This is a genomic window from Variovorax sp. V15, assembly GCF_041154425.1.
GTDB classification, from domain to species: domain Bacteria; phylum Pseudomonadota; class Gammaproteobacteria; order Burkholderiales; family Burkholderiaceae_C; genus Variovorax; species Variovorax guangxiensis.
The window spans coordinates 6,596,291-6,620,577 of record NZ_AP028659.1 but is presented as its reverse complement, the minus strand read 5'-3'; the positions used below and the strand labels follow the sequence as shown (position 1 = coordinate 6,620,577).

General features: G+C 70.2%; 26 protein-coding genes. 8 read left to right on the top strand and 18 right to left on the bottom strand.

Going from position 1 to position 24,287, the window contains the following annotated elements:
- Positions 1-30 precede the first annotated feature (30 nt).
- The 5 genes from ACAM57_RS31240 to ACAM57_RS31220 all read left to right on the top strand — a co-directional run bounded on the left by ACAM57_RS31240 (position 31) and on the right by ACAM57_RS31220 (position 5,453).
- Positions 31-1,377: a DUF3100 domain-containing protein gene (locus ACAM57_RS31240; protein ID WP_369660119.1), complete on the top strand. Its 1,347-nt coding sequence runs from the start codon at positions 31-33 to the stop codon at positions 1,375-1,377.
- 34 nt (positions 1,378-1,411) lie between these two features.
- On the top strand, positions 1,412-2,602 hold the full coding sequence (locus ACAM57_RS31235) for a M20 aminoacylase family protein (RefSeq protein ID WP_369660118.1): 1,191 nt from the start codon (positions 1,412-1,414) through the stop codon (positions 2,600-2,602).
- Complete coding sequence (locus ACAM57_RS31230; RefSeq protein ID WP_369662501.1) at positions 2,599-3,984, top strand: L-serine ammonia-lyase; 1,386 nt, start codon at positions 2,599-2,601, stop codon at positions 3,982-3,984. The genes ACAM57_RS31235 and ACAM57_RS31230 overlap by 4 nt, the downstream gene beginning before the upstream one ends.
- Positions 3,985-4,045: 61 nt before the next feature.
- Positions 4,046-4,873 (top strand): oxaloacetate decarboxylase, encoded by an 828-nt coding sequence (locus tag ACAM57_RS31225; protein WP_369660117.1) that lies wholly within the window; start codon positions 4,046-4,048, stop codon positions 4,871-4,873.
- A gap of 4 nt (positions 4,874-4,877) precedes the next feature.
- A complete protein-coding gene (locus tag ACAM57_RS31220; RefSeq protein WP_126020545.1) occupies positions 4,878-5,453 on the top strand; it encodes a uracil-DNA glycosylase family protein in 576 nt (191 codons plus the stop codon).
- Positions 5,454-5,460: 7 nt separating this feature from the next.
- Here ACAM57_RS31220 and ACAM57_RS31215 read toward each other — a convergent pair whose 3' ends face one another.
- From ACAM57_RS31215 to ACAM57_RS31185, 7 genes are all read right to left on the bottom strand, one after another.
- Positions 5,461-7,137 carry an amidohydrolase gene (locus ACAM57_RS31215; RefSeq protein WP_369660116.1) on the bottom strand — a complete coding sequence of 559 codons (1,677 nt, stop codon included), beginning with the start codon at positions 7,135-7,137 and terminating at the stop codon, positions 5,461-5,463.
- Between the two features lies 1 nt (position 7,138).
- Positions 7,139-8,128 (bottom strand): tripartite tricarboxylate transporter substrate binding protein, encoded by a 990-nt coding sequence (locus tag ACAM57_RS31210; RefSeq protein ID WP_184638900.1) that lies wholly within the window; start codon positions 8,126-8,128, stop codon positions 7,139-7,141.
- A 62-nt stretch (positions 8,129-8,190) separates the two neighbouring features.
- Positions 8,191-8,547 carry a cupin domain-containing protein gene (locus tag ACAM57_RS31205; protein WP_369660115.1) on the bottom strand — a complete coding sequence of 119 codons (357 nt, stop codon included), beginning with the start codon at positions 8,545-8,547 and terminating at the stop codon, positions 8,191-8,193.
- 28 nt (positions 8,548-8,575) lie between these two features.
- The gene (locus ACAM57_RS31200) at positions 8,576-9,574 is read right to left on the bottom strand and encodes a zinc-binding alcohol dehydrogenase family protein (protein WP_369660114.1); all 999 of its coding nucleotides are present in this window, start codon (positions 9,572-9,574) and stop codon (positions 8,576-8,578) included.
- 3 nt (positions 9,575-9,577) lie between these two features.
- The gene (locus tag ACAM57_RS31195; protein WP_369660113.1) at positions 9,578-10,468 is read right to left on the bottom strand and encodes a 3-keto-5-aminohexanoate cleavage protein; all 891 of its coding nucleotides are present in this window, start codon (positions 10,466-10,468) and stop codon (positions 9,578-9,580) included.
- Positions 10,465-11,229 carry an SDR family NAD(P)-dependent oxidoreductase gene (locus tag ACAM57_RS31190; RefSeq protein ID WP_184638895.1) on the bottom strand — a complete coding sequence of 255 codons (765 nt, stop codon included), beginning with the start codon at positions 11,227-11,229 and terminating at the stop codon, positions 10,465-10,467. The genes ACAM57_RS31195 and ACAM57_RS31190 overlap by 4 nt, the downstream gene beginning before the upstream one ends.
- 19 nt (positions 11,230-11,248) lie before the next feature.
- Positions 11,249-12,115: a dioxygenase gene (locus ACAM57_RS31185; RefSeq protein WP_369660112.1), complete on the bottom strand. Its 867-nt coding sequence runs from the start codon at positions 12,113-12,115 to the stop codon at positions 11,249-11,251.
- Positions 12,116-12,245: 130 nt separating this feature from the next.
- On the opposite strand from ACAM57_RS31185, the gene ACAM57_RS31180 reads away from it, so the two are divergent.
- A complete protein-coding gene (locus ACAM57_RS31180) occupies positions 12,246-13,286 on the top strand; it encodes a LacI family DNA-binding transcriptional regulator (protein WP_369660111.1) in 1,041 nt (346 codons plus the stop codon).
- A 19-nt stretch (positions 13,287-13,305) separates the two neighbouring features.
- Here ACAM57_RS31180 and ACAM57_RS31175 read toward each other — a convergent pair whose 3' ends face one another.
- From ACAM57_RS31175 to ACAM57_RS31165, 3 genes are all read right to left on the bottom strand, one after another.
- Positions 13,306-13,638: a hypothetical protein gene (locus ACAM57_RS31175; RefSeq protein WP_126020529.1), complete on the bottom strand. Its 333-nt coding sequence runs from the start codon at positions 13,636-13,638 to the stop codon at positions 13,306-13,308.
- Between the two features lie 22 nt (positions 13,639-13,660).
- Positions 13,661-15,352: a hypothetical protein gene (locus tag ACAM57_RS31170; protein WP_369660110.1), complete on the bottom strand. Its 1,692-nt coding sequence runs from the start codon at positions 15,350-15,352 to the stop codon at positions 13,661-13,663.
- A 71-nt stretch (positions 15,353-15,423) separates the two neighbouring features.
- The gene (locus ACAM57_RS31165; RefSeq protein WP_126021252.1) at positions 15,424-15,618 is read right to left on the bottom strand and encodes a DUF1127 domain-containing protein; all 195 of its coding nucleotides are present in this window, start codon (positions 15,616-15,618) and stop codon (positions 15,424-15,426) included.
- 104 nt (positions 15,619-15,722) lie between these two features.
- On the opposite strand from ACAM57_RS31165, the gene ACAM57_RS31160 reads away from it, so the two are divergent.
- On the top strand, positions 15,723-16,616 hold the full coding sequence (locus ACAM57_RS31160; RefSeq protein ID WP_126020525.1) for a LysR family transcriptional regulator: 894 nt from the start codon (positions 15,723-15,725) through the stop codon (positions 16,614-16,616).
- 6 nt (positions 16,617-16,622) lie between these two features.
- Here the strand turns inward: ACAM57_RS31160 and ACAM57_RS31155 are convergent, their stop codons facing one another.
- The 3 genes from ACAM57_RS31155 to ACAM57_RS31145 all read right to left on the bottom strand — a co-directional run bounded on the left by ACAM57_RS31155 (position 16,623) and on the right by ACAM57_RS31145 (position 19,264).
- On the bottom strand, positions 16,623-17,660 hold the full coding sequence (locus ACAM57_RS31155; protein ID WP_369660109.1) for an aliphatic amidase: 1,038 nt from the start codon (positions 17,658-17,660) through the stop codon (positions 16,623-16,625).
- 174 nt (positions 17,661-17,834) lie between these two features.
- Complete coding sequence (locus ACAM57_RS31150; RefSeq protein ID WP_369660108.1) at positions 17,835-18,329, bottom strand: hypothetical protein; 495 nt, start codon at positions 18,327-18,329, stop codon at positions 17,835-17,837.
- Positions 18,326-19,264 carry a LysR family transcriptional regulator gene (locus ACAM57_RS31145; RefSeq protein WP_369660107.1) on the bottom strand — a complete coding sequence of 313 codons (939 nt, stop codon included), beginning with the start codon at positions 19,262-19,264 and terminating at the stop codon, positions 18,326-18,328. Before ACAM57_RS31145 ends, ACAM57_RS31150 begins: the two co-directional genes overlap by 4 nt.
- 96 nt (positions 19,265-19,360) lie before the next feature.
- Here ACAM57_RS31145 and ACAM57_RS31140 point away from each other — a divergent pair, with 96 nt between their 5' ends.
- A complete protein-coding gene (locus ACAM57_RS31140) occupies positions 19,361-20,344 on the top strand; it encodes an SDR family oxidoreductase (RefSeq protein WP_369660106.1) in 984 nt (327 codons plus the stop codon).
- 10 nt (positions 20,345-20,354) lie between these two features.
- On the opposite strand, the gene ACAM57_RS31135 is transcribed toward ACAM57_RS31140, so the two are convergent.
- The 5 genes from ACAM57_RS31135 to ACAM57_RS31115 form a co-directional block, all read right to left on the bottom strand.
- A complete protein-coding gene (locus ACAM57_RS31135; RefSeq protein ID WP_369660105.1) occupies positions 20,355-21,311 on the bottom strand; it encodes a glutaminase in 957 nt (318 codons plus the stop codon).
- Positions 21,308-22,216, bottom strand: a complete 909-nt coding sequence (locus tag ACAM57_RS31130; protein ID WP_369660104.1) for a DMT family transporter — start codon at positions 22,214-22,216, stop codon at positions 21,308-21,310. Before ACAM57_RS31130 ends, ACAM57_RS31135 begins: the two co-directional genes overlap by 4 nt.
- A 94-nt stretch (positions 22,217-22,310) precedes the next feature.
- Complete coding sequence (locus ACAM57_RS31125) at positions 22,311-22,814, bottom strand: BON domain-containing protein (RefSeq protein ID WP_126020511.1); 504 nt, start codon at positions 22,812-22,814, stop codon at positions 22,311-22,313.
- Positions 22,811-23,320: a flavin reductase family protein gene (locus ACAM57_RS31120; RefSeq protein WP_184638853.1), complete on the bottom strand. Its 510-nt coding sequence runs from the start codon at positions 23,318-23,320 to the stop codon at positions 22,811-22,813. The genes ACAM57_RS31125 and ACAM57_RS31120 overlap by 4 nt, the downstream gene beginning before the upstream one ends.
- Positions 23,321-23,363: 43 nt before the next feature.
- The gene (locus ACAM57_RS31115; protein ID WP_369660103.1) at positions 23,364-24,284 is read right to left on the bottom strand and encodes a LysR family transcriptional regulator; all 921 of its coding nucleotides are present in this window, start codon (positions 24,282-24,284) and stop codon (positions 23,364-23,366) included.
- Positions 24,285-24,287 lie beyond the last annotated feature (3 nt).

The window sequence follows — 24,287 nt, the reverse complement described above, 5'->3', positions numbered from 1 at the left end:
CCGCCGCTGCGCCACACGATGCCCCACCCGATGACATCCGCCGCCTCAACCACCTCCACGCTGCCCTCCGTCGCTTCTTCCTCGGCTTCCGGAAAACTCAGGCTCGTGCTCGTCACTCTGGCCGTCGTGGCCGCGGCCGAGCTCATCGGCCCGGTGCAGTTCAGCGTCGGCCCGGGCAAGGTGGCGCTGCTGCCGATGCTGTGGGCGCTGCTGATCGCGGCCGCTTGGGGCATCGCGCATCGCCGCGTGCCGGGCGCGGTGCGCGTGGCGACGGCCGAGCAGTCCTTCGCGGGCGGCCTGCTGAACGCGGGCCTGCTGCTCTTCGTGGTGAAGCTGGGCCTCACGGTGGGCGCCGCGCTGCCGCAGGTGAAGCAGGCGGGCTGGGCGCTGCTCTTCCAGGAGTTCGGCCACGCGCTGGGCACGCTGGCGCTGGGCCTGCCGCTGGCGCTGCTGCTGGGCATCAAGCGCGAGGCGGTGGGCGCCACCTTCTCGGTGGGGCGCGAGGGCAACCTGGTGATCATCGGAGAGAAGTACGGCATGGCCTCGCCAGAAGGCCGCGGCGTGCTGGCCGAGTACATCACCGGCACGGTGCTGGGTGCGCTCTTCATCGCGGTGCTGGCGGGCTTCATCGCCAGCCTGCACATCTTCGACCCGCGCTCGCTGGCCATGGGCGCCGGCGTGGGCTCGGGCAGCCTGATGGCGGCGGCGCTGGGCGCCATCGCCGCGCAGCAGCCGGCGGAGATGCTGCCGCAGCTCACGGCCATTGCCGCGGCGTCGAACCTGCTGACGACGGTGGTGGGCTTCTACTTCACGCTGTTCCTGTCGCTGCCGCTGTGCTCGTGGCTCTACGGCAAGCTGGAGCCGGTGCTGGGCCGCTTCTCGAAGCGCGGTGCGCAGGACGCGGGCACCGCGGCCGTCTCGCAGGCCAGCGTCGGCCACGGCGGCGCATTGCCGCTGCGCGACACGCTCATCGCCTGGGCGGTGGTCAGCGGCGGCGTGCTCATCGGCAATTCGCTGACCTACAAGGTGCCGGTGCTGGTGTCGCTCGAAGGCCTGGCGGCGGTGGCGTTGATCGCGCTGATCGTCGAGGGCATCAAGCGCCTGGTGCCGCGCCTGCCGATGGTGCTGGTGCTGTCGGTGGTGGCCACGGTGGCCGGCATTCCGGGGCTTTTCCCGTTCTCCGACGCGCTGATCGCGATCACCGCCAAGCTCAACTTCCTGGCCTTCACCACCCCCGTGCTCGCGCTGGCCGGCTTCTCGGTCGCGAAGGACCTGCCGGTGTTCCGCCAGCTCGGGTGGCGCATCGTGGTGGTGTCGCTCACCGCCACCGCAGGCACCTTCCTCGGCGCCACGGTGATCGCCGAATTCTTCCACTGACAACCAATCCATCCCACGACAGGACCCGCAAACCATGTACCGCGACCCCGAAATCGCCGAAGACACCCGTGCCCGCATGCTGGCCTGGCGCCGCGACATCCACGCCAACCCCGAGACCGCCTTCGAGGAGCACCGCACCGCCAACGTCGTCGCCAACGCGCTGATGCTGATGGGCCTGCCGGTGCACCGCGGTCTGGCCGGCACCGGCGTGGTGGGCACGCTGAAGAACGGCGAGGGCCCGAGCATCGCGCTGCGCGCCGACCTCGACGCGCTCAACATGCAGGAGCTGGGCACCCGGCCGCACGCCTCGAAGTGCGCCGGCAAGATGCACGCCTGCGGCCACGACGGCCACACGGCCATGCTGCTGGGCGCGGCCGAGCATCTCTCGCGCCACAGGCCCTTCAAGGGCACGGTGCATTTCGTGTTCCAGCCCGCCGAGGAGAACGAGGGCGGCGGCCGCGTGATGGTGGACGAGGGCCTGTTCGAGCAGTTCCCGGCCGACGCCGTCTACGGCATGCACAACTTCCCCAGCCTGCCGCGCGGCCAGTTCGCGATCCGCAAGGGCACGATGACGGCCTTTCTCGACACCTTCGAGATCGTCGTCACCGGCAAGGGCAGCCACGGCGCGATGCCCGAGACCGGCATCGACTCGGTGGTGGTCTCGGCCCAGCTGGTGAATGCGCTGCAGACGATCGTGAGCCGCCGTACCGGCGCCACCGATTCGGCGGTGGTCAGCGTCACGCAGATCCATGGCGGCGACACCTGGAACGTGATTCCCGAGACCGTCGTGCTGCGCGGCACCGTGCGCACGCTGGACCCCGGCATCCAGGACCAGACCCAGGCCGCCATGCAGCAGATCTGCGACGGCGTGGCCGCCACGCACGGTGCGAAGGTGGCGCTCGACTACCGCCGCGGCTACCCCGGCGTGGTCAACACGCCCGCCGAGACCGATGCCGCCATCGCCGCGGCCGCCAGCCTGGTCGAGCGCGCGCAGGTGCACACCGACATCCCGCCCGCCATGGGCTCGGAAGACTTCGCCTTCATGCTGCAGAAGCGCCCGGGCGCCTACATCGGCATCGGCGCGGGCGAGGGCCCGAACGACCCGAACGTGCACAACCCGTACTACGACTTCAACGACAACATCCTGCCGCTGGGCGCCGCCTACTGGGTGGCACTGGTCAAACAGCAGCTTCCCGCATCGAGAGATGAGAGCATGATGCGCTGATGCTCTCCGCCTTCGACATCTTCAAGATCGGCATCGGGCCCTCCAGCTCGCACACCGTGGGGCCGATGCGCGCCGCGCTCATGTTCGCGCGCTCGCTCGAAGCGCGCGGCCTGCTCGCGCAGGTGGCGCGGCTGCGCATTGACCTTTTCGGCTCGCTCGGCGCCACCGGCCACGGCCACGCGACCGACCAGGGTGTGATCCTCGGCCTCTTCGGCGACGCGCCCGACACGGTACGGCCCGAGACCGTTCAGCCCCGGCTGGAGGCGCTGCGCCGCACGGGCCGGCTCGAGCTGCTGGGCACCACGCCCGTCGAATTCGACCGGGTGCGCGACATCGCCTTCAGGGGCGAGGAGTCGCTGGCGGAGCATCCCAACGCGATGCGCTTCACCGCCTTCGCGGCCGATGGCGGCGTGCTGGCCGGGGGCACCTACTTCTCGGTCGGCGGCGGCTTCGTCGTCGAAGGCGGGCAGGCCGTGGCCCAGACGGCTGCGGCGACATCCGCCGTGCCGCATCCCTTCAGCACCGGCGACGAGCTCATGGCGCAGTGCCGCGACCACTGCCTCTCGGTCGCCGCGCTCGTCATGCGCAACGAATGCGCGTGGCGGCCCGAGGCCGAGGTGCGCGCCGGCCTGCTGCGCGTATGGCAGGTGATGCAGCAGTGCGTGCAGCGCGGATTCGGCATCGACAACCCGCTGGCCGCGCAGGCGCTTCCCGGCCCGCTGCGCATGCGCCGCCGCGCGCCCGAGCTGCACCGCGAGCTGCTCGCCCAAGCCGGCGCGGCCGATCCGCTCGCGGCCATGGACTGGGTCAACGCCTTCGCAATGGCCGTGAACGAGGAGAACGCCGCCGGCGGCCGCGTGGTCACCGCGCCCACCAACGGCGCGGCCGGCGTGGTGCCCGCGGTGATGCACTACTACCAGCGCTTCGTGCCGCAGGCGAACGATGAAGGCATCGTCGACTTCCTGCTCACCGCCGCGGCCATCGGCATGCTCTACAAGACCAATGCCTCCATCTCGGGCGCCGAGGTCGGCTGCCAGGGCGAGGTGGGCGTGGCCTGCTCGATGGCGGCCGGCGCGCTCGCAGCAGTGTTCGGCGCCACGCCGGCGCAGGTCGAGAACGCGGCCGAGATCGGCATGGAGCACAACCTCGGCCTCACCTGCGACCCGGTCGGCGGCATGGTGCAGATACCGTGCGTGGAGCGCAACGCGATGGGCGCCGTGAAGGCCATCAACGCGGCGCGCATGGCGCTGCGCGGCGACGGCAGCCACTATGTGTCGCTCGACGCGGTGATCCGCACCATGAAGCAGACCGGCGAGGACATGAAGGCCACCTACAAGGAAACCTCGCTGGGCGGACTGGCCGTGAACGTCGTGGAGTGCTGAGGACGCGAGGCTGCGTCAGAATGGCCGGCCCACCGTCTTGAACATTCAAAGCCGAGGCCCCATGACCCGCACCATCGCCGAAAAACGCGCCGATTTCCGCGCGCTCCATCAACAAGGCTGCTTCGTCATTCCGAACCCGTGGGACACGGGCAGCGCGCGCTATCTCGAAGGCCTGGGCTTCAAGGCGCTGGCCACCACCAGCTCCGGCTTCGCGTGGTCGCAGGGGCAGGCGGACGGCGCGATGTCGCGCGAGCACATCCTCGCGCACCTGCGCGAACTCGTGGAAGCCACCGACCTGCCGGTGAACGCCGACTTCGAGAACGGCTTCGCCGCCGATGCGCAGGGCGTGGCCGAAAGCGTGAGCCTGGCCATCGAGATGGGCGTGGCGGGCCTGTCCATCGAGGACTCGACGGGCAATGCCGCCGATCCGCTCTTTCCCGTCGACGTGGCAATCGAGCGCCTGCGCGCCGCGCGCAAGGCCATCGACGCATCGGGCGCCGACGTGCTGCTGGTCGGCCGCGCCGAGAACTTCTTCGCCGACCGCCCCGACCTGGACGATGCCGTCGCGCGCATCAAGGCGTATGCGAATGCGGGCGCCGACTGCCTCTACGCCCCCGGCATCAAGACCCGCGAGCAGATCGCCGCCGTGGTCGCCGCCGCGGGAGGCAAGCCGGTCAACCTGCTGGTGGGCGCGCCCAGCGAACTCACGTTGAAGGACATCGCCGAACTCGGCGTGCGCCGCGTCAGCGTGGGCGGCGGGCTGGCGCGCGCGGCGTGGGGCGGCTTCATCCGGGCCGCGCGCATGCTGGCCGACGGGCGCTTCGACGGCTTTGCCGATGCCGCGCCGGGTGCCGAGCTCAACGCCTTCTTCAAACCCTTCGCAGACTGAGGCCGTGGAGGCGCTGCTCGCCGAGGTCCGCGCCTGCCGTGCGTGCGCGGTGCACCTGCCGCTGGGCCCCAGGCCGGTGGTGCAGGCCAGCGCGAGCGCGAGGCTGCTCATCGTCGGCCAGGCGCCCAGCCTCACGGTGCACCAGACCGGCGTACCGTGGAACGACCGCAGCGGCGACCAGCTGCGCCGCTGGCTCGGCATCGAGCGCGAGGTGTTCTACGACGCCGCGCGCGTGGCGATCGTGCCGATGGGCTACTGCTACCCCGGCCGAGGCAAGAGCGGCGACCTGCCGCCGCGCAGGGAATGCGCCGAGTTGTGGCACGAGAAGCTGTTCGCGCAGATGAAGCAGGTGGAGCTGACGCTGCTCATCGGCCAGTACGCGCAGCGCCATTTCCTCGGCAGGAAGGCGCACGCGGGCGTCACCGAGACCGTGCAGGCCTTCGCCGACTACGCGCCGCGCTTCGTTCCGCTGCCGCATCCGTCGCCGCGAAACACGGGCTGGCTCAAGCACCACCCGTGGTTCGAGAGCGACGTGCTGCCGGTGCTGCGCGAGCGCGTGCGGCACGCGCTCGGGCTCTGAGTGGGTTTCAGGGCGCCGAGGCGACCGAAGCACCCGTGGCGTTGAAGGGCCGCGCCGCATACACGATGCGCCCGCCCACCACCGTCATCAGCGATGTTGTCTTGCCTATGCGCTCCAGCGGCACGCTGAAGAAGTCCTGGTCGAGCACGGCGAAGTCGGCGAGCTTGCCCACCTCCAGCGTGCCGCGCCTGCCCTCGTCGAAGCTGAACCACGCGCTGCCCTGCGTGTACAGGCGCAGCGCCTGCTCGCGCGTGGGCGTCTCGTCGGCGCCGCGCATGGCCTTGCCGCTCACCGTCTTGCCGTCGAGTATCCACTGCAGCGCAACGAAGGGGTTGTACGAGGCCACGCGGTGCGCGTCGGTGCCCGCGCCCACGTTCACGCCGGCGCGAAGGGCGGTGCCGATGGGCGGCATGCGCCTTGCCGCGTCGCCGCGCACGGCGAGCGCGCGGTCGCCCTGGAAGTACATCGCGTCCTGCATGGTCCAGCCGATGCCTAGCGCCTTCATGCGCGCGAGCGTCTCGGGCGAGGCGTCGTCCAGGTGGGCGATGGACCAGCGCAGGTCCTTGATGGGCACTTCGGCATTCAGCTTCTCGTACAGCCCGAGCAGGTGGTCGACCGAGCCGTTCTCCTGCCAGTGGATGGTGACGGCCATCTTCTTCGTGGCGGCCCACTTGACGAGTTCGTAGAACTTCGCCTTCGCGGCCTCGTCGGGGAAGTTGTTGTTGTACATCGCGAGCGTCACGCGTTCGCCCAATCCGTTGAACTTGAGCATGTCGTCGCCGAAGCCCATCGGCAGCATCTGCGTGAGGTCGCGGAACTCCTGCAGCTCCGCACCGGGCTTCTGCGCGAACACGCTGTAGGCCACGCGCAGCGTCAGCGCCTTCTCGCGCCACAGCTGGAAGAGCGCGGCGTACTGCGATGGCGCGATGCTGAAGCCGCCCGGGTCCACCAGCCCGGTGATGCCCAGGCGGTTGAGCTCGGTGAAGAAGGCGCGCGTGCCGGCGACGTTGTCGTCGTAGGTCGGCTTGGGCAGCTTGTCGAAGAGGGCGGAGATGCCGACGATGTCGCCGCTCATCCAGCCGGGTGCGCCATCGGGCACGGGCTTCATGCCGGCGGGCAGCGTGCCGGGTGCGACGCCCAGCGCTTCCAGCGCCTTGGGCGTCATCACCACCGCCTCGTAGAAGAGCTGCACGTACACCGGGTTGTTCGGCGCCGCTTCCTGCAGCTCGGCCAGCGTGGGGCGGCGGCGCTCGGCGAACTGCTGCTCGGTCCAGCCGCCGGCCACGATCAGCCAGCCGCCCGGGCGCGCGTTGGCGGCGGCGGTGCGGATGCGCGCCATCGCCTCGGCGATGGTGCCTGCGCCGATCCAGTTGACCTCGGTGGAGTAGCTCAGCGCGGCGCGCACCGCGTGCATGTGCGAGTCGATCAGGCCCGGAATGACGGTGCGGCCGCCCGCGTCGATCGTGCGCGTAGCGGGACCTGCGAGCGCGCCCATCTGCGCGGCATTGCCCACGGCCAATATGCGACCGTCGCGCACCGCAATCGCCTGCGCCATGGTGCCGGCCGCATCGAGCGTGGCGATCTTCGCGTTCGTGACGACGAGGTCTGCCGGTTGTGCCTGCGCGGCGACAGGCAGCAGCAAGCTGGCGGCGATGGCAGCCGCCGTGAAGAGTGTGCGTGCCATGTCAGTCGACCTTGATGCTGGCGGCCTTCACGACCTGCTGCGCCTTCGCCGTCTCGTCGACGATGAACTTGTTGAACTGAGCCGAAGGCATGGTGAACGGCTCCGCACCCAGCTTCTCCAGCCGCTCCTTCAGCTCTGGCGACACCATGATCTTCGCGACCTCGGCCTGCAGCCGGTCGACCACCGGCTGCGGCGTCTTCGCCGGCGCGAACAGGCCGACCCAGAACAGGTACTCCGAGCCCGGCACGCCGGCCTCCACGGTGGTGGGTGCACTGGGCAGTGCCGACGAGCGCTTGCCCGTGCCCACCGCCAGCGCCTGCAGCTTGCCGGTCTGTATCAGCGGCAGGGCAGACACCATGGGCGCGAAGAACCAGTCGACGCGCCCGGCCATCACCTCGGTCATCGCCTCGGGCGTGCCGCGGAAGGGCACGTGCTGCGCGTCGACGCCGGCCGCGAGGCGGAACACCTCGGCGTTCATGTGCGTGGCCGAGCCGTTGCCGGCGGAGCCGTAGTTGAAGCCGCCGGGCTTGGCCTTCGCCTTGGCCACGAGGTCCTTCACGTCGGCGAAGTGCGAGGGCGCGGTCACCAGCACGTTGGGCAGGCTGGCCATCGGCGTGATGCCGGTGAAGTCCTTGAGGGTGTCGTACGACAGGCCCTTGTAGATCCACGGGTTCACGAGGTGGCCGGCCGAATGCACCAGCAGCGTGTAGCCGTCGGCCGGCGACTTGGCCACGATGGCCGCGCCCAGCGTGCCGCCCGCGCCGGGCTTGTTGTCCACGATCACGCTGGTGCCCAGCGCCGGTCCGAGCTTCTCGGCCACCAGGCGCGCGACGATGTCGGTGCCGCTGCCGGCCGTGAAGGGCACGACCAGCCGCACCGCCTGCGTGCCGGGCCAGTTGCCCTGCGCGTGGGCGCCCGTGAGCGCGCAGGCCGCGAGGGCCGCCGCCGCGGCGAGCGTCTGCCGGCGGCTCCAGTTGAAAGTCTTCTTCATGCGTCTTGTCTCCGTCGATTTAATTGGTTGAGCGATGAATGACTGAAAAGAGGGAAGGGGCGCTACGCGGGTGGCGCGTTCGGCATCACCAGCGCCACAAGCACCGGCCGGTTGCCGCGGTTCTCCAGCTGGCGCTTCTCGCCGGGCGCGAAGCGGCAGCTGTCGTAAGGGCCGAGCACTTCTTCCTGGTGCGCGCCGTCGATTTCGCCGACCACATGCAACTGGCCTTCGAGCACGAGGTAGAGCTTTTCCATCGGCGAGCCGTCGAGGCCGGTGCGCCCGCCGGGCAGGATCTGGCTCATGCCCATCCACATCTGCGTGGAAGGGCCTGCCTCCTTGCCCTGAAGGCGCAGGCAGCGCATGTCGAAATGGTTGGGCGCCTCGTAGTGCGGCGCCTCGGTGAAACGGGTGACGTGCATGGATGTGCTCCGGAAAATAGAAGCAGGCTCAGGGCCGCAGCACGACGCGGTCGGTGCTGCCCGAGAGCACCAGCCGGTAGGCCTCGTGCGCCTCGTCGAGCGTGAAGTGGCGCGCCACAGGGAAGGGCTTCAGCGTGCCGCGCTCGAAGCCCTCGCGCATCGCGTCGAGCTGTGCGGTGCTGGCGACGCAGTCCATCGCCAGCGAGTCGATGCCCACGTAGGTGTGCATGCCGCGGTAGAAGGCGAAGATGTCGAAGGGCACGGCGCGGTCGTGCGTGGCGATGAAGATCTGCGTCGCACCCTTGGCCATCGCCTTGTTGGCCGCCTCGAAGTAGGCGCTGCCCACGGTGTTGTAGACGATGTGCGCGCCGCGCCCGTCGGTGAGCTCGCGCACCCGCGCGCCCACGTCGGTGTGGTGGCGCGCGTCGATCGTGTCCACCGGCCCGCTCGCGAAACCCTGGAAGGGCCCGGCGTGCCGCTGCACCGCGATCACGCGCGCGCGGGCCTGCGAGGCGAGCTGCACCGCCGCCTGCCCGACCTTGCCGTTGGCGCCGAGCACCAGCACCGTCTGGCCGGCCTGCGGCATGCCGCTGCGGCGGAAGCCCTCGTAGGCGGTGACGAAGGGCACGCCCACCGCGCCGGCCTCGTCCATCGAGATGCCGCGCGGCTTGGCGCGCAGCGCCTGCTCGGGCAGCACCAGGTAGCGCGCATGGGAGCCGTCGCGGGTGATGCCAACGTCGCCGCCGGAACCGTAGACCTCGCGGCCGATCCATTCGGAAGGCCCGCTGACGACGGTGCCCGCGAAGTCGCGGCCGGGGGTTCTGGGCCACACGGCCTGCGGCATGATGCCCAGCGTCGCTTTCACGTCGCTGGGGTTCACCGCTGCGGCGGCGATGCGCACCACGGCGTGGCCGGGTGGCGGCACAGGTTCGGGTTGCGGCGCGGCTTCGAGCCTCAGCGCGTCGAGGTCGGCGGCCTTCTGGTTCACGCGAAGTGCGCGCGGGCTGTGCATGGCTGTGTCGCTCATCGTTCAGCTCCTCGCATCGGGCAGGCCCAGCATGGCGCGCGCCTCGCGCGGGTTGGCGACTTCGCCGCCCAGGCTCACGAGGATGTCGCGCGCCTTCGCCACGAGCTGGGCATTGCTCTCGGCGAGCACGCCCTTCTCCAGGTAGATGTTGTCCTCCATGCCCACGCGCACGTGGCCGCCCAGCAGCCAGGCCTGCGCGACGATCGGGAACTCCATGCGGCCGATGCCGAAGGCGCTCCAGAAGGCGCCGCGCGGCAGCATGTTGCGCGCGTAGAGCAGCGTCTCGGGCGTGGGCGCGAAGCCGTACTTCACGCCGAGCACGAAGGTCCACATGGCGGGCCCCTCGAGCGTGCCGTCGGCAATCAGGTCGAGCGCGAGGTTGATGTCGCCCGAGTCGAATATCTCCAGCTCGGGCTTCACGCCCGCCTCGCGCATCACCTTCGCCATGCGCCGTACGTTGCGCGGCGTGTTGATGACCACGTCGGGGCCGGAGTTCATGGTGTTCAGGTCGAGCGAGCACACATCGGGCCTGATGAGCGCGATGTGCTCCACGCGCTTCTCGGGCGGCAGCAGCGTCGTGCCGGGCGCCGCGACCTTCGGGTCGTCCTCGCTCGGAATGAAGCGCCCGCCGGGGCCGGTCGTGAGGTTCACGATCAGCTCGCGGTTGCCGCGGCGGATGCGGTCCACCACCTCGCGGTAGAGCTCCACTTCCATCGAGGGCCTGCCGGTCTCGGGGTTGCGCACGTGGATGTGCACCTGCGCCGCGCCGGCTTCGGCTGCAGCAAGGCATTCGTCGGCAATCTGCACCGGCGTGATCGGCAGGTGCGGCGTCTGCTCCGGCTTCACGAGGTTGCCCGTGACGGCGCAGGTGATGAGGGTCTTGGCGGTGCTCACAGGTGGCGCCCTCCGTCGACCACGATGCGCGTGCCGGTCACGAAGCGCATGGTGGTGGCCAGCGCCTCGACCGTGGCGGCCACGTCCTCGGGCTGGCCGATGCGGCCCAGCGGCGTGGTGCTGGCCATCTTGCTGGCGAACTCCGCGCCGCGCCCGGGCACGAAGCCCGATTCCACCGCGCCTGGCGACACCGACACCACGCGCACCGCGGGCGCCAGCGCCTTGGCCAGCGCGTCGCCCACCACGTCGAGCCCGGCCTTGGCCGCCACGTAGGCGAGGTTGCTGCCCACGCCCGTGAAGCCCGCGATCGACGAGATGTTGGCCACGAGGCCGTCGCCGCTCGCCTTCAGCAGCGGCGCGAAGGCGCGGATGGTGGCGAACACGCCGCGGAAGTTGGAACGCACGATGTCGTCGATGAGCTCGTCCGTCAGCGCGTCGAGGTCGCCGGCCGGCACCGGCTTGGTGTGGCCTGCGCTGTTGACCAGGATGTCGCAGCGCCCGAGCGTGGCCTTCACCTCGGCGGCCGCCGCAACGAGGCTGGGCGTGTCGACGATGTCGGCGCGGATCGCCGCATGGCGCTGGCCGCTGGCCGAGGGCAGGGCGGCCGCGCGCGCCGCCGCATCGTCGCCCTTGCGGTGCAGCAGCACGCAGGTGGCGCCGAGCGCGGCCAAGCGCGTGGCGGTGGCATAGCCAATGGCGCCGAGGCCGCCGGTGATGACGGCGACCTTGCCGTCGAGTCTGGAGACTGGGTCGAAGCTCATGTCGGTGTGGGAAGTGGAGTCAGGGAATGGGGGGGCGGGGGAACTTCATCTCGCCGGGTTCGAGCTCGAAGTCGTGGTGGAGTGACGCGCTCTTGCCGTCAGGAGCCAGCGCGAAGCGGCCGATGAGCCTGCGCGTCACGCCGAAGGTCGGGTCGCTTTCCAGGTTTTCGTCGTCATCGGCGAAGACCTGCGTGATCAGCACCTTGTAGCCCGGCTTGCTCACCATGAAGTGCAGGTGCGCGGGGCGGTTCGGGTGGCGCTTCTGCGCGCGCAGCAGCACGCCGCAGGGGCCGTCGGTCGGCACCGGATAGCCGGCGGGGCGCACGCTGCGGAAGTGGAAGCGGCCCTCGGCGTCGGTGGCAAAGCGTCCGCGCAGGTTCATGTTCTCCTGCGACGGGTCCTGGTTCTCGTAGAGGCCGACGGGCGAGGCCTGCCACACGTCGACGGTGGCGCCTTCCACGGGCCGGCCTTCGTGGTCGCGCACCGTGCCTGTCACTTCGAGCGGAGTGCCTGGCGTACCCGAGCGCGCGATGTTCTCGCCCTGCGCGCAGGCCGGTGCATTGGCGCGCCAGAAGGGGCCGAGCAGCGCGGCCGGCGACTCGCCCTGCGGGTCCTGGTTGTTCTGCAGCGCGACCACGGTCGATACCCCCAGGATGTCGGCAGCCAGCACGACTTCGTTCTTGGTCTCGCCGGTGGCCTGGCCGATGGCGACGATGAATTCGAGCGCCTGCTCGAACTCCTCTTCCGTCAGCTTCACTTCCTGCACCAGTGCGTGAAGGTGGCGCGTGACCGCTTCCATCACGGTGCGCAGCCGCGGGTCGGGCGTGTGCCGCATGGCGTCGAGCACATGGCCCAGCACCGATTGGGGGGAGGTGGCGATGTTCATGGCGGGTCTTTGCAATCGTTTGCAAGATATTAGTCCAAATCGCCGAAAAGTAAAATGGAGGGAATCCGGGCTTCAGGAATGAGGGAAAGCCACCCGAAGCCATGCAGCCCGGCGACAATCGTTTGCACCAATGAGCGCCAATCAACCTTCCACACCAGCCACAGTGACCATCCGCGACGTCGCCCGCGCCGCCGGCGTGCACGTGTCCACCGTCTCGCGCGCGCTGAGCCCCGAGAAGCGCTCGCTCATCAGCGACGAGGTGCTGCGCGTGGTCGAGGAGGCGGCGCAGCGCCTGGGCTACCGGCCCAACCGCGCGGCCTCGGCGCTGCGCACGGGCCGCACCCACACCATCGGCGTGCTGGTGCCCGACATCACCAACGCGGTGTTCCCGCCGATCCTGCAGGGCATCGAGGCCAGCGCCGCCGCGCGCGGCTACTTCGTGTTCGTCACCAACGTGGTCGACCACGCGCTGGCGCGGCCGGTGCTGGAGCGCATGCTGGCGCAGCGCGTGGACGGCGTGGTCATGGCCACTGCCACGCGCGACGATCCGCTGGTCGACTTCGTCACCAAAGCCGGCATGACGGCCGTGCTGGTCAACCGCGCCGACGAAACCGGGCGCCTGCCGGCCGTGGTGAGCGACGACCGGCTCGCGATGAAGCTCGCGGTCGACCATCTCGTGGGCCTGGGCCACAAGCGCATCGCGCACCTCGCGGGCCCGCAGACCATTCCCACCGGCGTGGGCCGCCGCCTCGGCGTGGAGCAGGCATTGCGCGACCACCGCATGAAGCCCTTCCGCGTGGTGGAGTGCGCGAGCTACAGCCGCGAAGCCGGCGCCGCAGCGATGAAGCAGATGCTCGAGGCGGGAGCCGCGCCGCAGGCGGTGGTGTGCTGCAACGACCTGGTTGCGCTGGGCGCCTACGACGCGCTGCGCGAGGCGGGCCTGCGCGTGCCGCAGGACATTTCAGTCACCGGCCATAACGACATGCCCCTGGTCGACATGGTCGACCCGCCGCTCACCACCATCCGGCTGCCGCACCGCGAGCTGGGCTGGCGCGCGGCCGAGATGCTGTTCGAGGAGATCGACGGCCATTCGATGTCGGCCTCGACCGTGGTGCTGCGCCCCGAGCTGGTGGTGCGCCAGTCGACCGCCGCGCCGGCAGGCACGCGCTGAGCCTTCGCCGCTGCTGCCGCTACCACCACCAGCGGGCGATGTCGTCGCTCAGGCCCATGTAGAGCAGCACCAGCGTGACCAGCACGACGATGCACTTGCTGCGCAGCGACATCTTCGGCTTCGGCGCGAAGACCGCGGCACCGCCCAGAAAGTGCACGCCGCAGTGCGGGCACTGCCGCACCTTGCCGTAGATGAGCTCCCCGCACCGGGCGCAGGGCACGTCGTCGGGGCCAGGCTCCGGCGGCGGCGTGCCGGCGTCGTGCCGCCCGTCCCGCTGGCGCTGCTGCTGCAGCCGCGCGCGGCGTTCGCGGTGCGCGGCCAGGTCGATGGGGTCGTTGGGCTTGTCGGACATGCTCTGGTGAGAACGTATCCGGCTAGCGTGCCACACCTGCGCGCGACGTGGGTTTCCTGCGCGCGGCGGGCCGGCGCGGCGGCTTCGCCTCCAGCACCAGCTCGGCCGGCAGCTGGTCGTTCCACGATTCGGTGAAGTAGGCGCGGTCGCTGGGCACCAGCTGGGGCAGCACCTCGCGCAGCAGCGCCAGCGACTGCTCGGCCGCTTTCAGCTCGCCCGCATGCGCCGCGTACCAGGCGTGCTCGAAGAGCAGGCTGCAGTGCTGCAGGCCCGGGTAGCGGCGGCGTCCGGCCTGGTGGTCGGCCAGCCGCGCCTGCGCCACCTGCACCCAGCGCGCGGGCCAGTTGGCCGCGTCGAAGGCGTCGGCGAGCGGGCCGGCCAGCTTCGAGATGGCGGCCGGGTCCAGCGGCTTCTGCGCGCGGAATTGCGCGAGCGTGGGCTGCCGCTCCGGCCGGCAGTGGCCGCGCGCGATGCGCATCAGGTAGATCGCGTTCCATGCCGAGCGGCCCTGGCCGTCGGTGTGGCCGCAGAGCCATTCGCTGAAGGCGATCCATTGCACCGCGCGGCGGGTGGTGTCGGCGTTGCCGTCGTGCGCCAGTGCCGGCAGGTCGGCCAGGCCCACGCGGTCGAAGAGCCATGCGGCCATGCCCATGTTGGCGGCCACGTGCTGCGCGGCGTCGAAAGAGTGCGATTCGAAGGCGGCCGCCAGCGCCTCGCCGAAGCGCTGCAGCGATTCCTCGGCCAGCGCGGCGGCGGCGGGCTTGTCGTCGGCCGCGAGCGCCAGCGCGCGCGAGCGGCAGGCCAGCGCCCACAGGTTGCACCACTCGAAGCGCACGTCGGGATGGTGGCGCAGCACCAGGGCGCGCACCGCGTCTTCGGCCATGCCGCTCAGCAGCGACTGCGCCAGCGGCAGGTCGCGCGCGGTGTAGGCGCACCATGCGGAAACGATGCACTCCATCGCGCCCAGGTAGTCGTTGCCCGCCACGTGGTGCGCGAGCCGCTGCTTCTTGAGTGCCTGCAGCCGGCGCCGTGCCTGCTCGTTGTCGCCGAGGCGGCGCCACAACATGGCCTCGTTGAGCGTGACCAGCGCGCGCTGGAAGTCGGTGGCCGCCAGCGTGCCGGCGAGGCGGATCGATTCGAGGGCGTTGCCCCCTGCGTTCTCGCCGGCCTTCTCGCCTGCGACAGGCGCCATCAGCCGCCCCTGCCGCGCCGCCTGCTGCGAGGCGACGAGCTGCTTCCAGAACGCCGCGTCCTGCAGATGCACCGCGTCGGGCGGCGGCGCTCCGGCGGCCTGGCGCGAGGCGCGCGAGCGCAGGCCGAGGAAGGACGCCACTTCTGCCGCGGTGGCCGCGCGGCCTTCCACCAGCACGCGCACGCGCTTCGCCTCGGCGGCGGGCAGCCAGAAGGGGCCCTGGCTGCGCCGCTCGGCATTCAGGAAGCGGGGCTCGCGCTGCGTGCCCTCGCCCCAGCCGGCGTCGATGCCCCAGGCCTTGAAGTCGCGGAACGCGCGGCTCACCACCATGCGCAGGGTGCTGGCGTCGGAGACCTCGCCGCGCAGGTCGGCCAGCCGCACGACATCGGCGCCGGCCTCGTGGGCATGCTGCATGCGTACCAGCAGCCACAGCGACTGGAAGGCCGCGCGCCGGCCGTTCACCGACTGCGGCGAGGTGAGTTCGATGGAAACCTGGTTTGCGTGTGGGGCTGGCTTGGGCACGCCCCCGATTTGAACCTCAAAACGGGGCGCTACCTGAAGATGACGCCGCAGAAGAAGGCTCGGCCCCGCGTTCAGTACCGGTGCTCGTCCAGCAGCCCGGGCACTTCGCTGCGCCCGATGCCCAGGTCGCGCAGATCGTGCTCGCTCATGCCGGCGAGGTGCCGCGAATCGGCGCGGGCGCGGCGGCGATTCACCACGCGGCGGCGCCAGCCGCGCAGGGCATGGATCAGGCGTTGATGAAAGGACGTTGGCTTAGGCGCATTCACGATGGGCTCCTTGGTTGGTGCGCTCATCTTCCCGCCGGGCGTGATATTGTGGAAGTTGAGAATTCTGAGCCTGGCAATCAGGCTTCCTGATACCGGCACAGCCCATGCGACAGCTCAACCTCGATCAACTGCGCACCCTCATCGCCATCGTCGACCTCGGCACCTTCTCTGCGGCCGCTCAGGCGCTGCACCTTGCCCAGCCCACGGTGAGCCTGCACATCAGCGAACTCGAATCGCGCCTGGGCGCGGCGCTGGTGGTGCGCGGCAACCGCCGCATCACGCCGACAGCGGCGGGCTCGGCGCTGGTCGAGCGCGGGCGAAAGCTGCTGCGCGACACCGACGACGCGGTCGAGGCGGTCAAGCGGCAGGCCGAGGGGCGGGTGGGCCGCGTGCGTCTCGGTACTTCCACCGGTGTCCTGGTCGACCTGCTGCCGCAGGTTCTGGAGGCGCTGGGCGCGGAGCATTCGGGCATCGACGTGGAGGTGAGCATCCGCGGCTCCTTCGAGGCCATGGAGCGGCTGGCCGCGGGCACGCTCGACATCGGCCTGGTCGCCATTCCGCAGCCGCCGCTGCGCGGCATCGTCGTCACTCCCTGGTGCGAGCAGCCCATGATGGCCTTCGTGCCTCGCCGCTGGAAGGCGCCGAAGCGCGTCACGCCGGCCTGGCTGGCGGCGCAGCCATTGATCTTCAACGAGGCGACCACGCACATGTACCGCCTCACCATGGAGTGGTTCGCCGCCGCCGGCTTCGCGCCGCGCGCGCGCATCGAGCTCAACTACGACGCCGCCATGCGCAGCCTGGTGGCCGCCGGCTACGGCGCCGCACTGCTGCCGCTGCAGCAGTCCACCGATACCTTGCCGAGCAACGACCGCATGCAGATCCTGCCGGTGAGCCCGAAGCTCACGCGCCGCGTGGGCATCGCGCACCGCCAGCATGCGCTGCTCGACGGCGCGACGCTGAGCGTGCTCGAGGTGCTGAAGACCTTCAGCCAGGCCTGAGCACCTTCAGCGCGACTGCGCCGGATCGTTCGGAATCCCCCCGATCGGGCACTCGGGCGTGCCCACCGTGCTGCGCGTGAACGACTCCACCATCTCGCGCGTGCCCTCGGGGTCGTTGATCCACTTCGTGTAGAAGTTGTAGGGGCAGGCCGCCACGCCTTTGTCGCCGTCGCCGGAGTTGATGGTGCCGGTGTAGCCGCGGTGCACCAGCTTGAACAGGTGGTTCTGCGACTGGCCATTGCGGCGCGCGTCGCGGATCAGGCCCATCGACAGCTCGGCGTAGTTGATGCCCATCTCCTCCTCGCCGCATTCGCCCAGCGTGCGGCCGTCGAAGCCGATGAGCGCCGAGTGGCCGAAGTACGAGTACACGCCGTCGAAGCCCGCCGCATTGGCCACCGCCACGTAGGTGTTGTTCATGAAGGCCATGGCCTTCGACACCATGATCTGCTGCTCCTTGGCGGGGTACATGTAGCCCTGGCAGCGGATGATGAGCTCGGCGCCGCGCATCGCGCAGTCGCGCCAGATCTCGGGGTAGTTGCCGTCGTCGCAGATGATCAGGCTGATCTTCATGCCCTTGGGGCCCTCGCTCACGTAGGTGCAGTCGCCCGGGTACCAGCCCTCGATGGGCACCCACGGCATGATCTTGCGGTACTTCTGGACGATCTCGCCCTTGTTGTTCATGAGGATCAGGGTGTTGTAGGGCGCCTTGTTCGGGTGCTCCTCGTGGCGCTCGCCGGTCAGCGAGAACACGCCCCACACGTTCGCGCGGCGGCAGGCGTCGGCGAAGATGGCCGTCTCCTCGCCGGGCACGGTGGCGGCCGTGTCGTACATCTCCTTCGCGTCGTACATGATCCCGTGCGTGGAGTACTCGGGGAACACCACCAGGTCCATGCCCGGCAGGCCCTTCTTCATGCCGACGAGCATCTCGCCGATCTTGCGCGCGTTGTCCAGCACCTCGGCCTTGGTGTGCAGGCGGGGCATCTTGTAGTTGACGACCGCGACGCCCACGCAATCGCTGCTGCTCGAAATATCACCGTGTCTCATGACGCTGCTCCTGAAGGATGGTTGATGAAGAAAGAAAACAAGAAGGCCCGGATCGGCGTTCAACCGATCCGGGCCTTCCGGTGGAGCAATGGGTTCGTGTCGTCGGAGCCGATTGTTCTCAACTCATCGCGAGCTGCACATACGTCATTTCGCTGATTGCGGCGGCGATGCGCTTCAGCGCGGGCGCGCGTAGCCCGACTCGATCCAGGCGCTCGCGCTGCTCGCCGTGAGCCTGAACCCGGGCGACACGCTCACGCTGGCGAGTTCGCTGTCGTCCGCATCGTCGAAGGCCGTGAGCGTGGCCGTGGGATTGTCCTCGTCGGGCACGATGGAAAGCGCCACGCGCACGCGCCGGTCGTCGCGCGCGGTGACGGTCACGCTCTTGTTGAGCGTGGCGTGCAGCTGCTGCTCGTGGCGGCGGATCACTTCGGCGGCGGTCTTCACCAGCGTGGAGAAGGCGGGCGCGTCGAGCGGCTTGGGGTTCTTCTTGTCGCGGCCCATGGTCCAGGGGCCGACGAGGGCGGGCTCGGGGTCGCCGTGGCGGGTCATCTCGACGGCCCAGCCGTCGTCTTCCTCGTTCTTGATGATGCGGGCGGTCCAGCGGTCGTCGCGCCAGAGGCGGTCTTCCTGCAGGGGGAGGATGTCGGAGTCTGTGGTGGGTTCGGTCATTCGGTTGCTGTCGTTCTGGCGCGAGGCATTTTCGCTTCGGTCCCGGCACTGTCGATATGGCGCGCGAGACCCTCTGCCAGCGCATCGAAGGCGGCGCGGCAGCGCGGGCTGCCGCGCAGGTCCTCGTGCATCGTGACCCAGGTGTCCAGCTTCAGCGATAAGGCGCGCGGCATCAGCCGGACCAGCCGGGGCTCGCGGCTGGCCAGCGCCACCTGGCAGATGCCGATGCCGGCACCAGCGCGGATCAGCGCCAGCTGCGTGAGATCGCTGTCGGTGCGCAGCGAGAAAGTGTCTCGCGTGAAGCCCGTGAGCGACTTGCCCGCGTTGCGCACGAAGGCCGTGGGCTGGTCGTACCCGATCAGCGAATGGGCGGCCAGCTCTTCGAGCTTGCGCGGCGTGCCGTGGCGTTCGAGATAGTCGCGATGCGCATGGAAGCCCAGCTCGATGTTGCCGATGCGGCGCGCCACCAGCTGTTCCTGCCTGGGGCGCACCATGCGCACGGCGATGTCGGCCTCGCGCCGCAGCAGGTCCTGCACGCGGTTGGTCGACACCAGCTCGACCTTCAGCGCCGGGTGCGTCTCGCGAAGCCCCGCGACGATGGACGGCAGCACTTCCGCGCAGACGACCTCGCTGGCCGATACGCGCACCACGCCGCGCACGCCTTCGCCCTGGCTGCTGGCGGCGCGCTCCAGCGAGGCGGCCGTGCTTTCCATGGCCTCCGCATGCGTGCGCAGCGCCAGCGCCACCTCGGTGGGCAGCAGCCCCGTCTGCGAACGCGTGAAGAGCACGGTGCCCAGAGCCTCCTCGAGCGCCGCCACGTGGCGCCCGACCGTGGGCTGGGTGATGCCGAGGGCGCGCGCCGCGCCCGAGAGCGAGCCCTCGCGCAGCACGCTCAGGAAAGTGCGGTAGAGCTCCCAGCCGATGTTCGAGGTCATACATAAATGTATGGCCGATAGCTCATGTTCGGCAATTCCAATAGAGCAGGCGCGGTTCCAGAATTCTTCCATCGGCAACAACTTCTGGAGCATTCCATGGCAAACGACACGGTCCTGGTTCTCGGCGCAACGGGCGGCATCGGCGGCGAAGTGGCCCGCCAGCTGCGCGATGCGGGCTGGCAGGTGCGCGCACTGAAGCGCGATACGCAGGAAGGAAAGCGCGACGGCATCACCTGGTTCGCAGGCGACGCGATGGACGAGCAGGCGGTGCGCCGCGCAGCCGCGGGCTGCTCGGTCATCGTGCATGCGGTCAACCCGCCGGGCTACCGCAACTGGTCGCAGCTGGTGCTGCCGATGCTCGACAACACCATCGCCGCCGCCAGGGCAGAAGGCGCGACCATCGTGCTGCCCGGCACGGTCTACAACTTCGGTCCCGACGCCTTCCCGCTGCTGTCCGAGGACTCGCCGCAGCGCCCGCTCACCCGCAAGGGCGCGATCCGCGTCGAGATGGAACGGCGCCTGGAAGAGGCCAGCCGCCAGGGCGCGCGCGTGCTGATCGTGCGCGCCGGCGATTTCTTCGGCCCGAAGGCGGGCAACAACTGGTTCTCGCAGGGGCTGGTGAAGGCGGGGCAGCCCGTGCGGGCCGTGAGCTATCCCGGCAGCCCCGGCGTCGGCCACCAGTGGTCTTACCTGCCCGACGTGGCGCGCACCATGGTCGAGCTGCTCGCACGCCGCGACAGGCTGGAGCGCTTCGCGCGCTTCCACATGGCCGGCCACTGGGACGCCGACGGCACGCGCATGAGCGATGCCATCCGCAAGGTGGTGGCGCGCCGTACCGGTGCCAGGGTCGGCGTGTCGGCCTTCCCGTGGTGGCTGCTGACGCTGGCCTCGCCCTTCGTCGTCACCTTCCGGGAGATGCGCGAGATGCGCTACCTCTGGCGCAAGCCTGTGGGCATGGACAACGCGAAGCTGGTGGCCTTCCTCGGCCGCGAGCCGCACACGCCGCTCGACGAGGCGGTGGAAGCTGCGCTCGACGGCATGGGCTGCCTGGCCACCGTGCCGGTGGCGGCCGCGGCCTGACCGGCGCCGCTCAGAACACCGACAGCCCCGTGCGCGCCACGAAGAGTTCGAGCGCCTTCATGCCCAGCAGCGAATTGCCGGTGGCGTCGAGCGCGGGCGACCACACGCACAGCGTGAGCCTGTCGGGCACCACGGCCACGATGCCGCCGCCCACGCCGCTCTTGCAGGGCAGGCCGATGGAGAAGGCCACGTCGCCCGCCGCGTCGTAGGTGCCGCAGGTGAGCATCAGCGCGTTGATGCGGCGCGTCTGCCGCTCGCCCGTGACCTCGGGCTCGCCGTCGAGCGGGTGCGCCCCGTCGCGGCACAGGAAGGCCGCGGCGCGCGCGAGCTGGCGGCAGCTCATGCGCAGCGCGCACTGGTGGAAGTAGGTGTCCAGCACGGTCTCGACGTCGTTGTCGATCTTGCCGAAGCTCTTCATGAAGTTGGCCAGCGCGATGTTGCGAAAGCCGGTGTCGGCCTCCGACTGCGCCACCTCGTCGTCGAAGGCGACGGGCTCGCCGCACAGGCTGCCCATGAGCGCGAGGATGTCGGCCTTCGCGCTGCCGCCCGCGGCCCTGGCCTGGCTCACCAGCCGGTCGGCCACCGCGATGGCGCCTGCATTGATGAAGGGGTTTCGCGGCTTGCCCTGTTCGTTCTCCAGTTGCACCAGCGAGTTGAACGGATTGCCCGAGGGCTCGCGGCCGATGCGCTCCCACAGAGCGTCGCCCATGCGCTGCATGGCGAGCGTGAGCGTGAAGAGTTTCGACACGCTCTGGATGGAGAAGGGCGTTTCGAAGTCGCCCGCGCCGGCTTCCTCGCCCTCGCAGGTGCGCAGCGCGATGCCGAACTGCCGCGCATCGACGCGCGCGAGCGCCGGGATGTAGCTCGCGACCTTGCCGCCCTGGCCGAGCTGGGGGCTCAGGGTGGCGACGATCTCGTCGAGGACGGGCTGGAACCAGGTGGCGGTGTTGCCGTTGCTGCTGCTCATGCGCTGCGTTGTACCGCAGGCCGCCGGTTCACCAGCACGATGCCCAGTGCCACGCCGACCAGCGCCACGATCAGCTGCGCCGTGAGCGGCTCCTTCAGCAGCGCCACGCCGAACACCAGCGCGAACAGCGGCGTGAGAAAGGTGAAGGACGACATCTGCGTGGCCGGGTAGTGCCGCAGCAGCCACATCCATGCGAGGTAGCTGGCGAAGGCGCCCACCACCGTCTGCAGGCCGATGGAGGTCCAGGCCCAGGCGGAATACGAGAAGCCCCAGTGCTCGCCCAGCACCAGCGAGAGCACCGGGCACGCCGCCGCCGTGACCGCCACCTGGTAGAACAGCGTCTTCTCCGCGCTGGCCGTGGCCAGGCGCGTGGTGCGCAGCGTGAGCGTGGTCAGGCCCCAGAGCATGCCGGCCGCCAGCGCCATGCCGTCGCCGATGAGCTGCGACGAGCTCATGTGGGCGAAGCCCTCGCTGAAGGCCAGCACCACGCCCGAGAACGCGATGAAAAGCCCCAGCCACTGGAAGCCGCGCAGCCGCTCCGCCGGCACCCAGCGCGGCAGCAGCAGCGACACCCAGAAGGGGGCGGTGTAGAGGAACACCGTGAGCCGCGATGCGCTGGTGTGCTGCAGCCCCAGGTAGATGCCGGCGAACTCGCCCGCGAACAGCATGCCCGCCAGAAGCCCGGGCCACAGCGTGCCGTCGCGCTCGAAGAGCGGCACGCGCCGCCACACGCACCACAGCCACAGCAGCACAGTGGCGCCGACCATGCGGATCGAGGCCTGCCACATCGGCGGCACCTCCGCCACGGTGGTCTTGATGAGGATCTGCTGCAGGCCCCAGAAGGCACAGCAGGCGATGAGCAGGCCGATGGCGAGGCCGTCGAGGTGGGTCTTGCGCTGGATCATTCGGATCGGGTCGTTCGCGGCGAGGAGCCGCCGGATTCATCCGATGATCGTATCGCGGCGGCGTGTTCGGCGTGCGCGCAAGGCTTCCCGGCCTCTATCTCGGCGGGGCCACCGGATAGGGCGGCTTGCCCCGCGTGCCCGTCATCAGGTCGGGCACCACGGTTTCCACGTCGGCCACCGCGCGCGCGGCGCGCTCCAGCTTCCTGGCGAGCGCCGCGTCCGGCACGCAGCCCTGCAGGTACACCCAGCGGCGCTGGATGATGACCCAGACGCTGCTTTTCTTCACCCCCGGCACGGCCAGCAGCGCGGCGCGCACCTTGGGTGCGAGCGGCTTGTCGTAGCGGTAGGCGTTGCTGTCGGCGCACTTGCCGGCCAGCCAGCAGGTGGTGCCGCGCTCCAGCCTCGAATGGGTCTGCAGGCGACGCTCTTGCGCCGTGTAGAACGGGCCCTCGGGCACGGCGCAGGCCGGCAGGCCCGAGGAGAGCTGGAAGAACGGGTCGTCGAACCAGTTCTGCTTGACCGGCCCGTTCGCTTCCTGCGCCGTGCCGGCCTGCGCGGCGAGCAGCAGGACAAGCAGGAGCGCAGGACGATGCGTCACAAGGGATGCTCCGTGTAGAAGCGACCGCCGTGGAAGAGCAGCGGCGATGCGCCCGCGTCGTGCGAGCAGCGCTCCACCTCGCCGACGAAGATCACGTGGTCGCCCTCGTCGTAGCGGCTGCGGTTGAAGCACTCGAAGCTGGCCGCCGCGCCCACGAGCACCGGCGCGCCGCCCAGGCCCTCGGTGAAGGCCACGTCGGCCCAGCGGTCGATGTTCTTGGTGGCGAAGCGCTCGGCCAGCGCCTTCTGGTTGGCCGCGAGGATGTTCACCGTGTAGTGCGAGCCGGCGCTGAGCGCGGGCATCGAGCCGGCCGCGCGCGACAGGCTCCACAGCACCAGCGGCGGCGTCAGCGACACCGAGTTGAAGGAGTTGGCCGTGAGGCCGACCAGCGTGCCGTTCGCCGCGCGCGCGGTCACGACGGTGACGCCGGTGGCGAACATGCCGAGGGCTTCACGGAACTCGTCGGACGAAAAGGAGGGCGGCTGGGCCCGGCGGGGAGTGGTCACTGAAAAAAGACGCAAAGGCTTGAAGGCGGAGGGCCATTTTGGCTCAGTGCCCGCCGGCCTGCCCGAGCGGGTCCATCAACTCGTCGACCAGCCGGGTATAGACGGCGGCCGCCGGCGAAGGCGTGCGCGCCGCCAGCGTGACGAGGCTGTAGTGCGTCTGCATGCGCTCCAGGCCCGCCACCGGCAGGGGAACAAGGGTGTCGGTGTCGTGGCCCGGCACGGGGGCGACCGGCGCGAGGATCACCGCGTCGGCGGTGAGCGCCAGGTGCCGCAGCGTGCCGGCGTCGTCGCAGGTCACGTTGAACACGCCGCGGTCGCCGCGCGGAGCGGCCCGGTCGAACTGCTGCGCCACCTCCGCCGGCAGGCGCGGGCCGGCGACGGGATACGCCATGAGCTTCTCGAGCGTCGTCGGCTGGGGCTTGAGCTTCAGCAGCGGGTGCTTTGCTCGCACGAAGAAAGACACCGGCAGGTTGGGCAGCCGCGAGAGCTTCAGCCCGGGCTGAAGCTTCGTCAGGTCTCGCGTGTCGGCGACGAACAGATCGAGCTCGCGGCGGTGCAGGCGCTCGCAGAGGGTGGCGGTATCGGCCACTTCCATGCGCATCTGCAGCTGCGGGTGGCGCTGCGTCATGAGCGACAGCGCCGCGCGGCCCAGCGTCCCGGCGGCGAAGGGGCCGAAGCCGACCGCGAGGCTGCCGATGGCAAGGCCTTCGAGCTGCAACACGTCACGCGCGATCTGCTGCGCGTCGGCCAGCAGCTCGCGGGCGCGCGCCAGCACCAGTTCGCCGGCCTGGGTGAAGCGCACGCTGCCGTAGGCGCGGTCGACCAGGCGCGCCTGCAGGTTCTCTTCGAGGTTCTCGATGCTGCGCGAAAGCGCCGGCTGCGAGAGATGCACCGCCTGGGCCGCGCGGCCGAAGCTGCCCTGGTCGGCGAGGGCGACGAGATGCTGGAGCTGGCGCAGCTGCATTTT

Excerpts from the sequence above, each read along its gene's own strand:
- ACAM57_RS31240 (WP_369660119.1), top strand. The coding sequence starts at position 31 with ATGACATCCGCCGCCTCAACCACCTCCACGCTGCCCTCCGTCGCTTCT.
- ACAM57_RS31235 (WP_369660118.1), top strand. The coding sequence starts at position 1,412 with ATGTACCGCGACCCCGAAATCGCCGAAGACACCCGTGCCCGCATGCTG.
- ACAM57_RS31225 (WP_369660117.1), top strand. The coding sequence starts at position 4,046 with ATGACCCGCACCATCGCCGAAAAACGCGCCGATTTCCGCGCGCTCCAT.
- ACAM57_RS31215 (WP_369660116.1), bottom strand. The coding sequence starts at position 7,137 with ATGGCACGCACACTCTTCACGGCGGCTGCCATCGCCGCCAGCTTGCTG.
- ACAM57_RS31210 (WP_184638900.1), bottom strand. The coding sequence starts at position 8,128 with ATGAAGAAGACTTTCAACTGGAGCCGCCGGCAGACGCTCGCCGCGGCG.
- ACAM57_RS31205 (WP_369660115.1), bottom strand. The coding sequence starts at position 8,547 with ATGCACGTCACCCGTTTCACCGAGGCGCCGCACTACGAGGCGCCCAAC.
- ACAM57_RS31200 (WP_369660114.1), bottom strand. The coding sequence starts at position 9,574 with ATGAGCGACACAGCCATGCACAGCCCGCGCGCACTTCGCGTGAACCAG.
- ACAM57_RS31190 (WP_184638895.1), bottom strand. The coding sequence starts at position 11,229 with ATGAGCTTCGACCCAGTCTCCAGACTCGACGGCAAGGTCGCCGTCATC.
- ACAM57_RS31185 (WP_369660112.1), bottom strand. The coding sequence starts at position 12,115 with ATGAACATCGCCACCTCCCCCCAATCGGTGCTGGGCCATGTGCTCGAC.
- ACAM57_RS31180 (WP_369660111.1), top strand. The coding sequence starts at position 12,246 with ATGAGCGCCAATCAACCTTCCACACCAGCCACAGTGACCATCCGCGAC.
- ACAM57_RS31175 (WP_126020529.1), bottom strand. The coding sequence starts at position 13,638 with ATGTCCGACAAGCCCAACGACCCCATCGACCTGGCCGCGCACCGCGAA.
- ACAM57_RS31160 (WP_126020525.1), top strand. The coding sequence starts at position 15,723 with ATGCGACAGCTCAACCTCGATCAACTGCGCACCCTCATCGCCATCGTC.
- ACAM57_RS31155 (WP_369660109.1), bottom strand. The coding sequence starts at position 17,660 with ATGAGACACGGTGATATTTCGAGCAGCAGCGATTGCGTGGGCGTCGCG.
- ACAM57_RS31150 (WP_369660108.1), bottom strand. The coding sequence starts at position 18,329 with ATGACCGAACCCACCACAGACTCCGACATCCTCCCCCTGCAGGAAGAC.
- ACAM57_RS31145 (WP_369660107.1), bottom strand. The coding sequence starts at position 19,264 with ATGACCTCGAACATCGGCTGGGAGCTCTACCGCACTTTCCTGAGCGTG.
- ACAM57_RS31140 (WP_369660106.1), top strand. The coding sequence starts at position 19,361 with ATGGCAAACGACACGGTCCTGGTTCTCGGCGCAACGGGCGGCATCGGC.
- ACAM57_RS31135 (WP_369660105.1), bottom strand. The coding sequence starts at position 21,311 with ATGAGCAGCAGCAACGGCAACACCGCCACCTGGTTCCAGCCCGTCCTC.
- ACAM57_RS31130 (WP_369660104.1), bottom strand. The coding sequence starts at position 22,216 with ATGATCCAGCGCAAGACCCACCTCGACGGCCTCGCCATCGGCCTGCTC.
- ACAM57_RS31115 (WP_369660103.1), bottom strand. The coding sequence starts at position 24,284 with ATGCAGCTGCGCCAGCTCCAGCATCTCGTCGCCCTCGCCGACCAGGGC.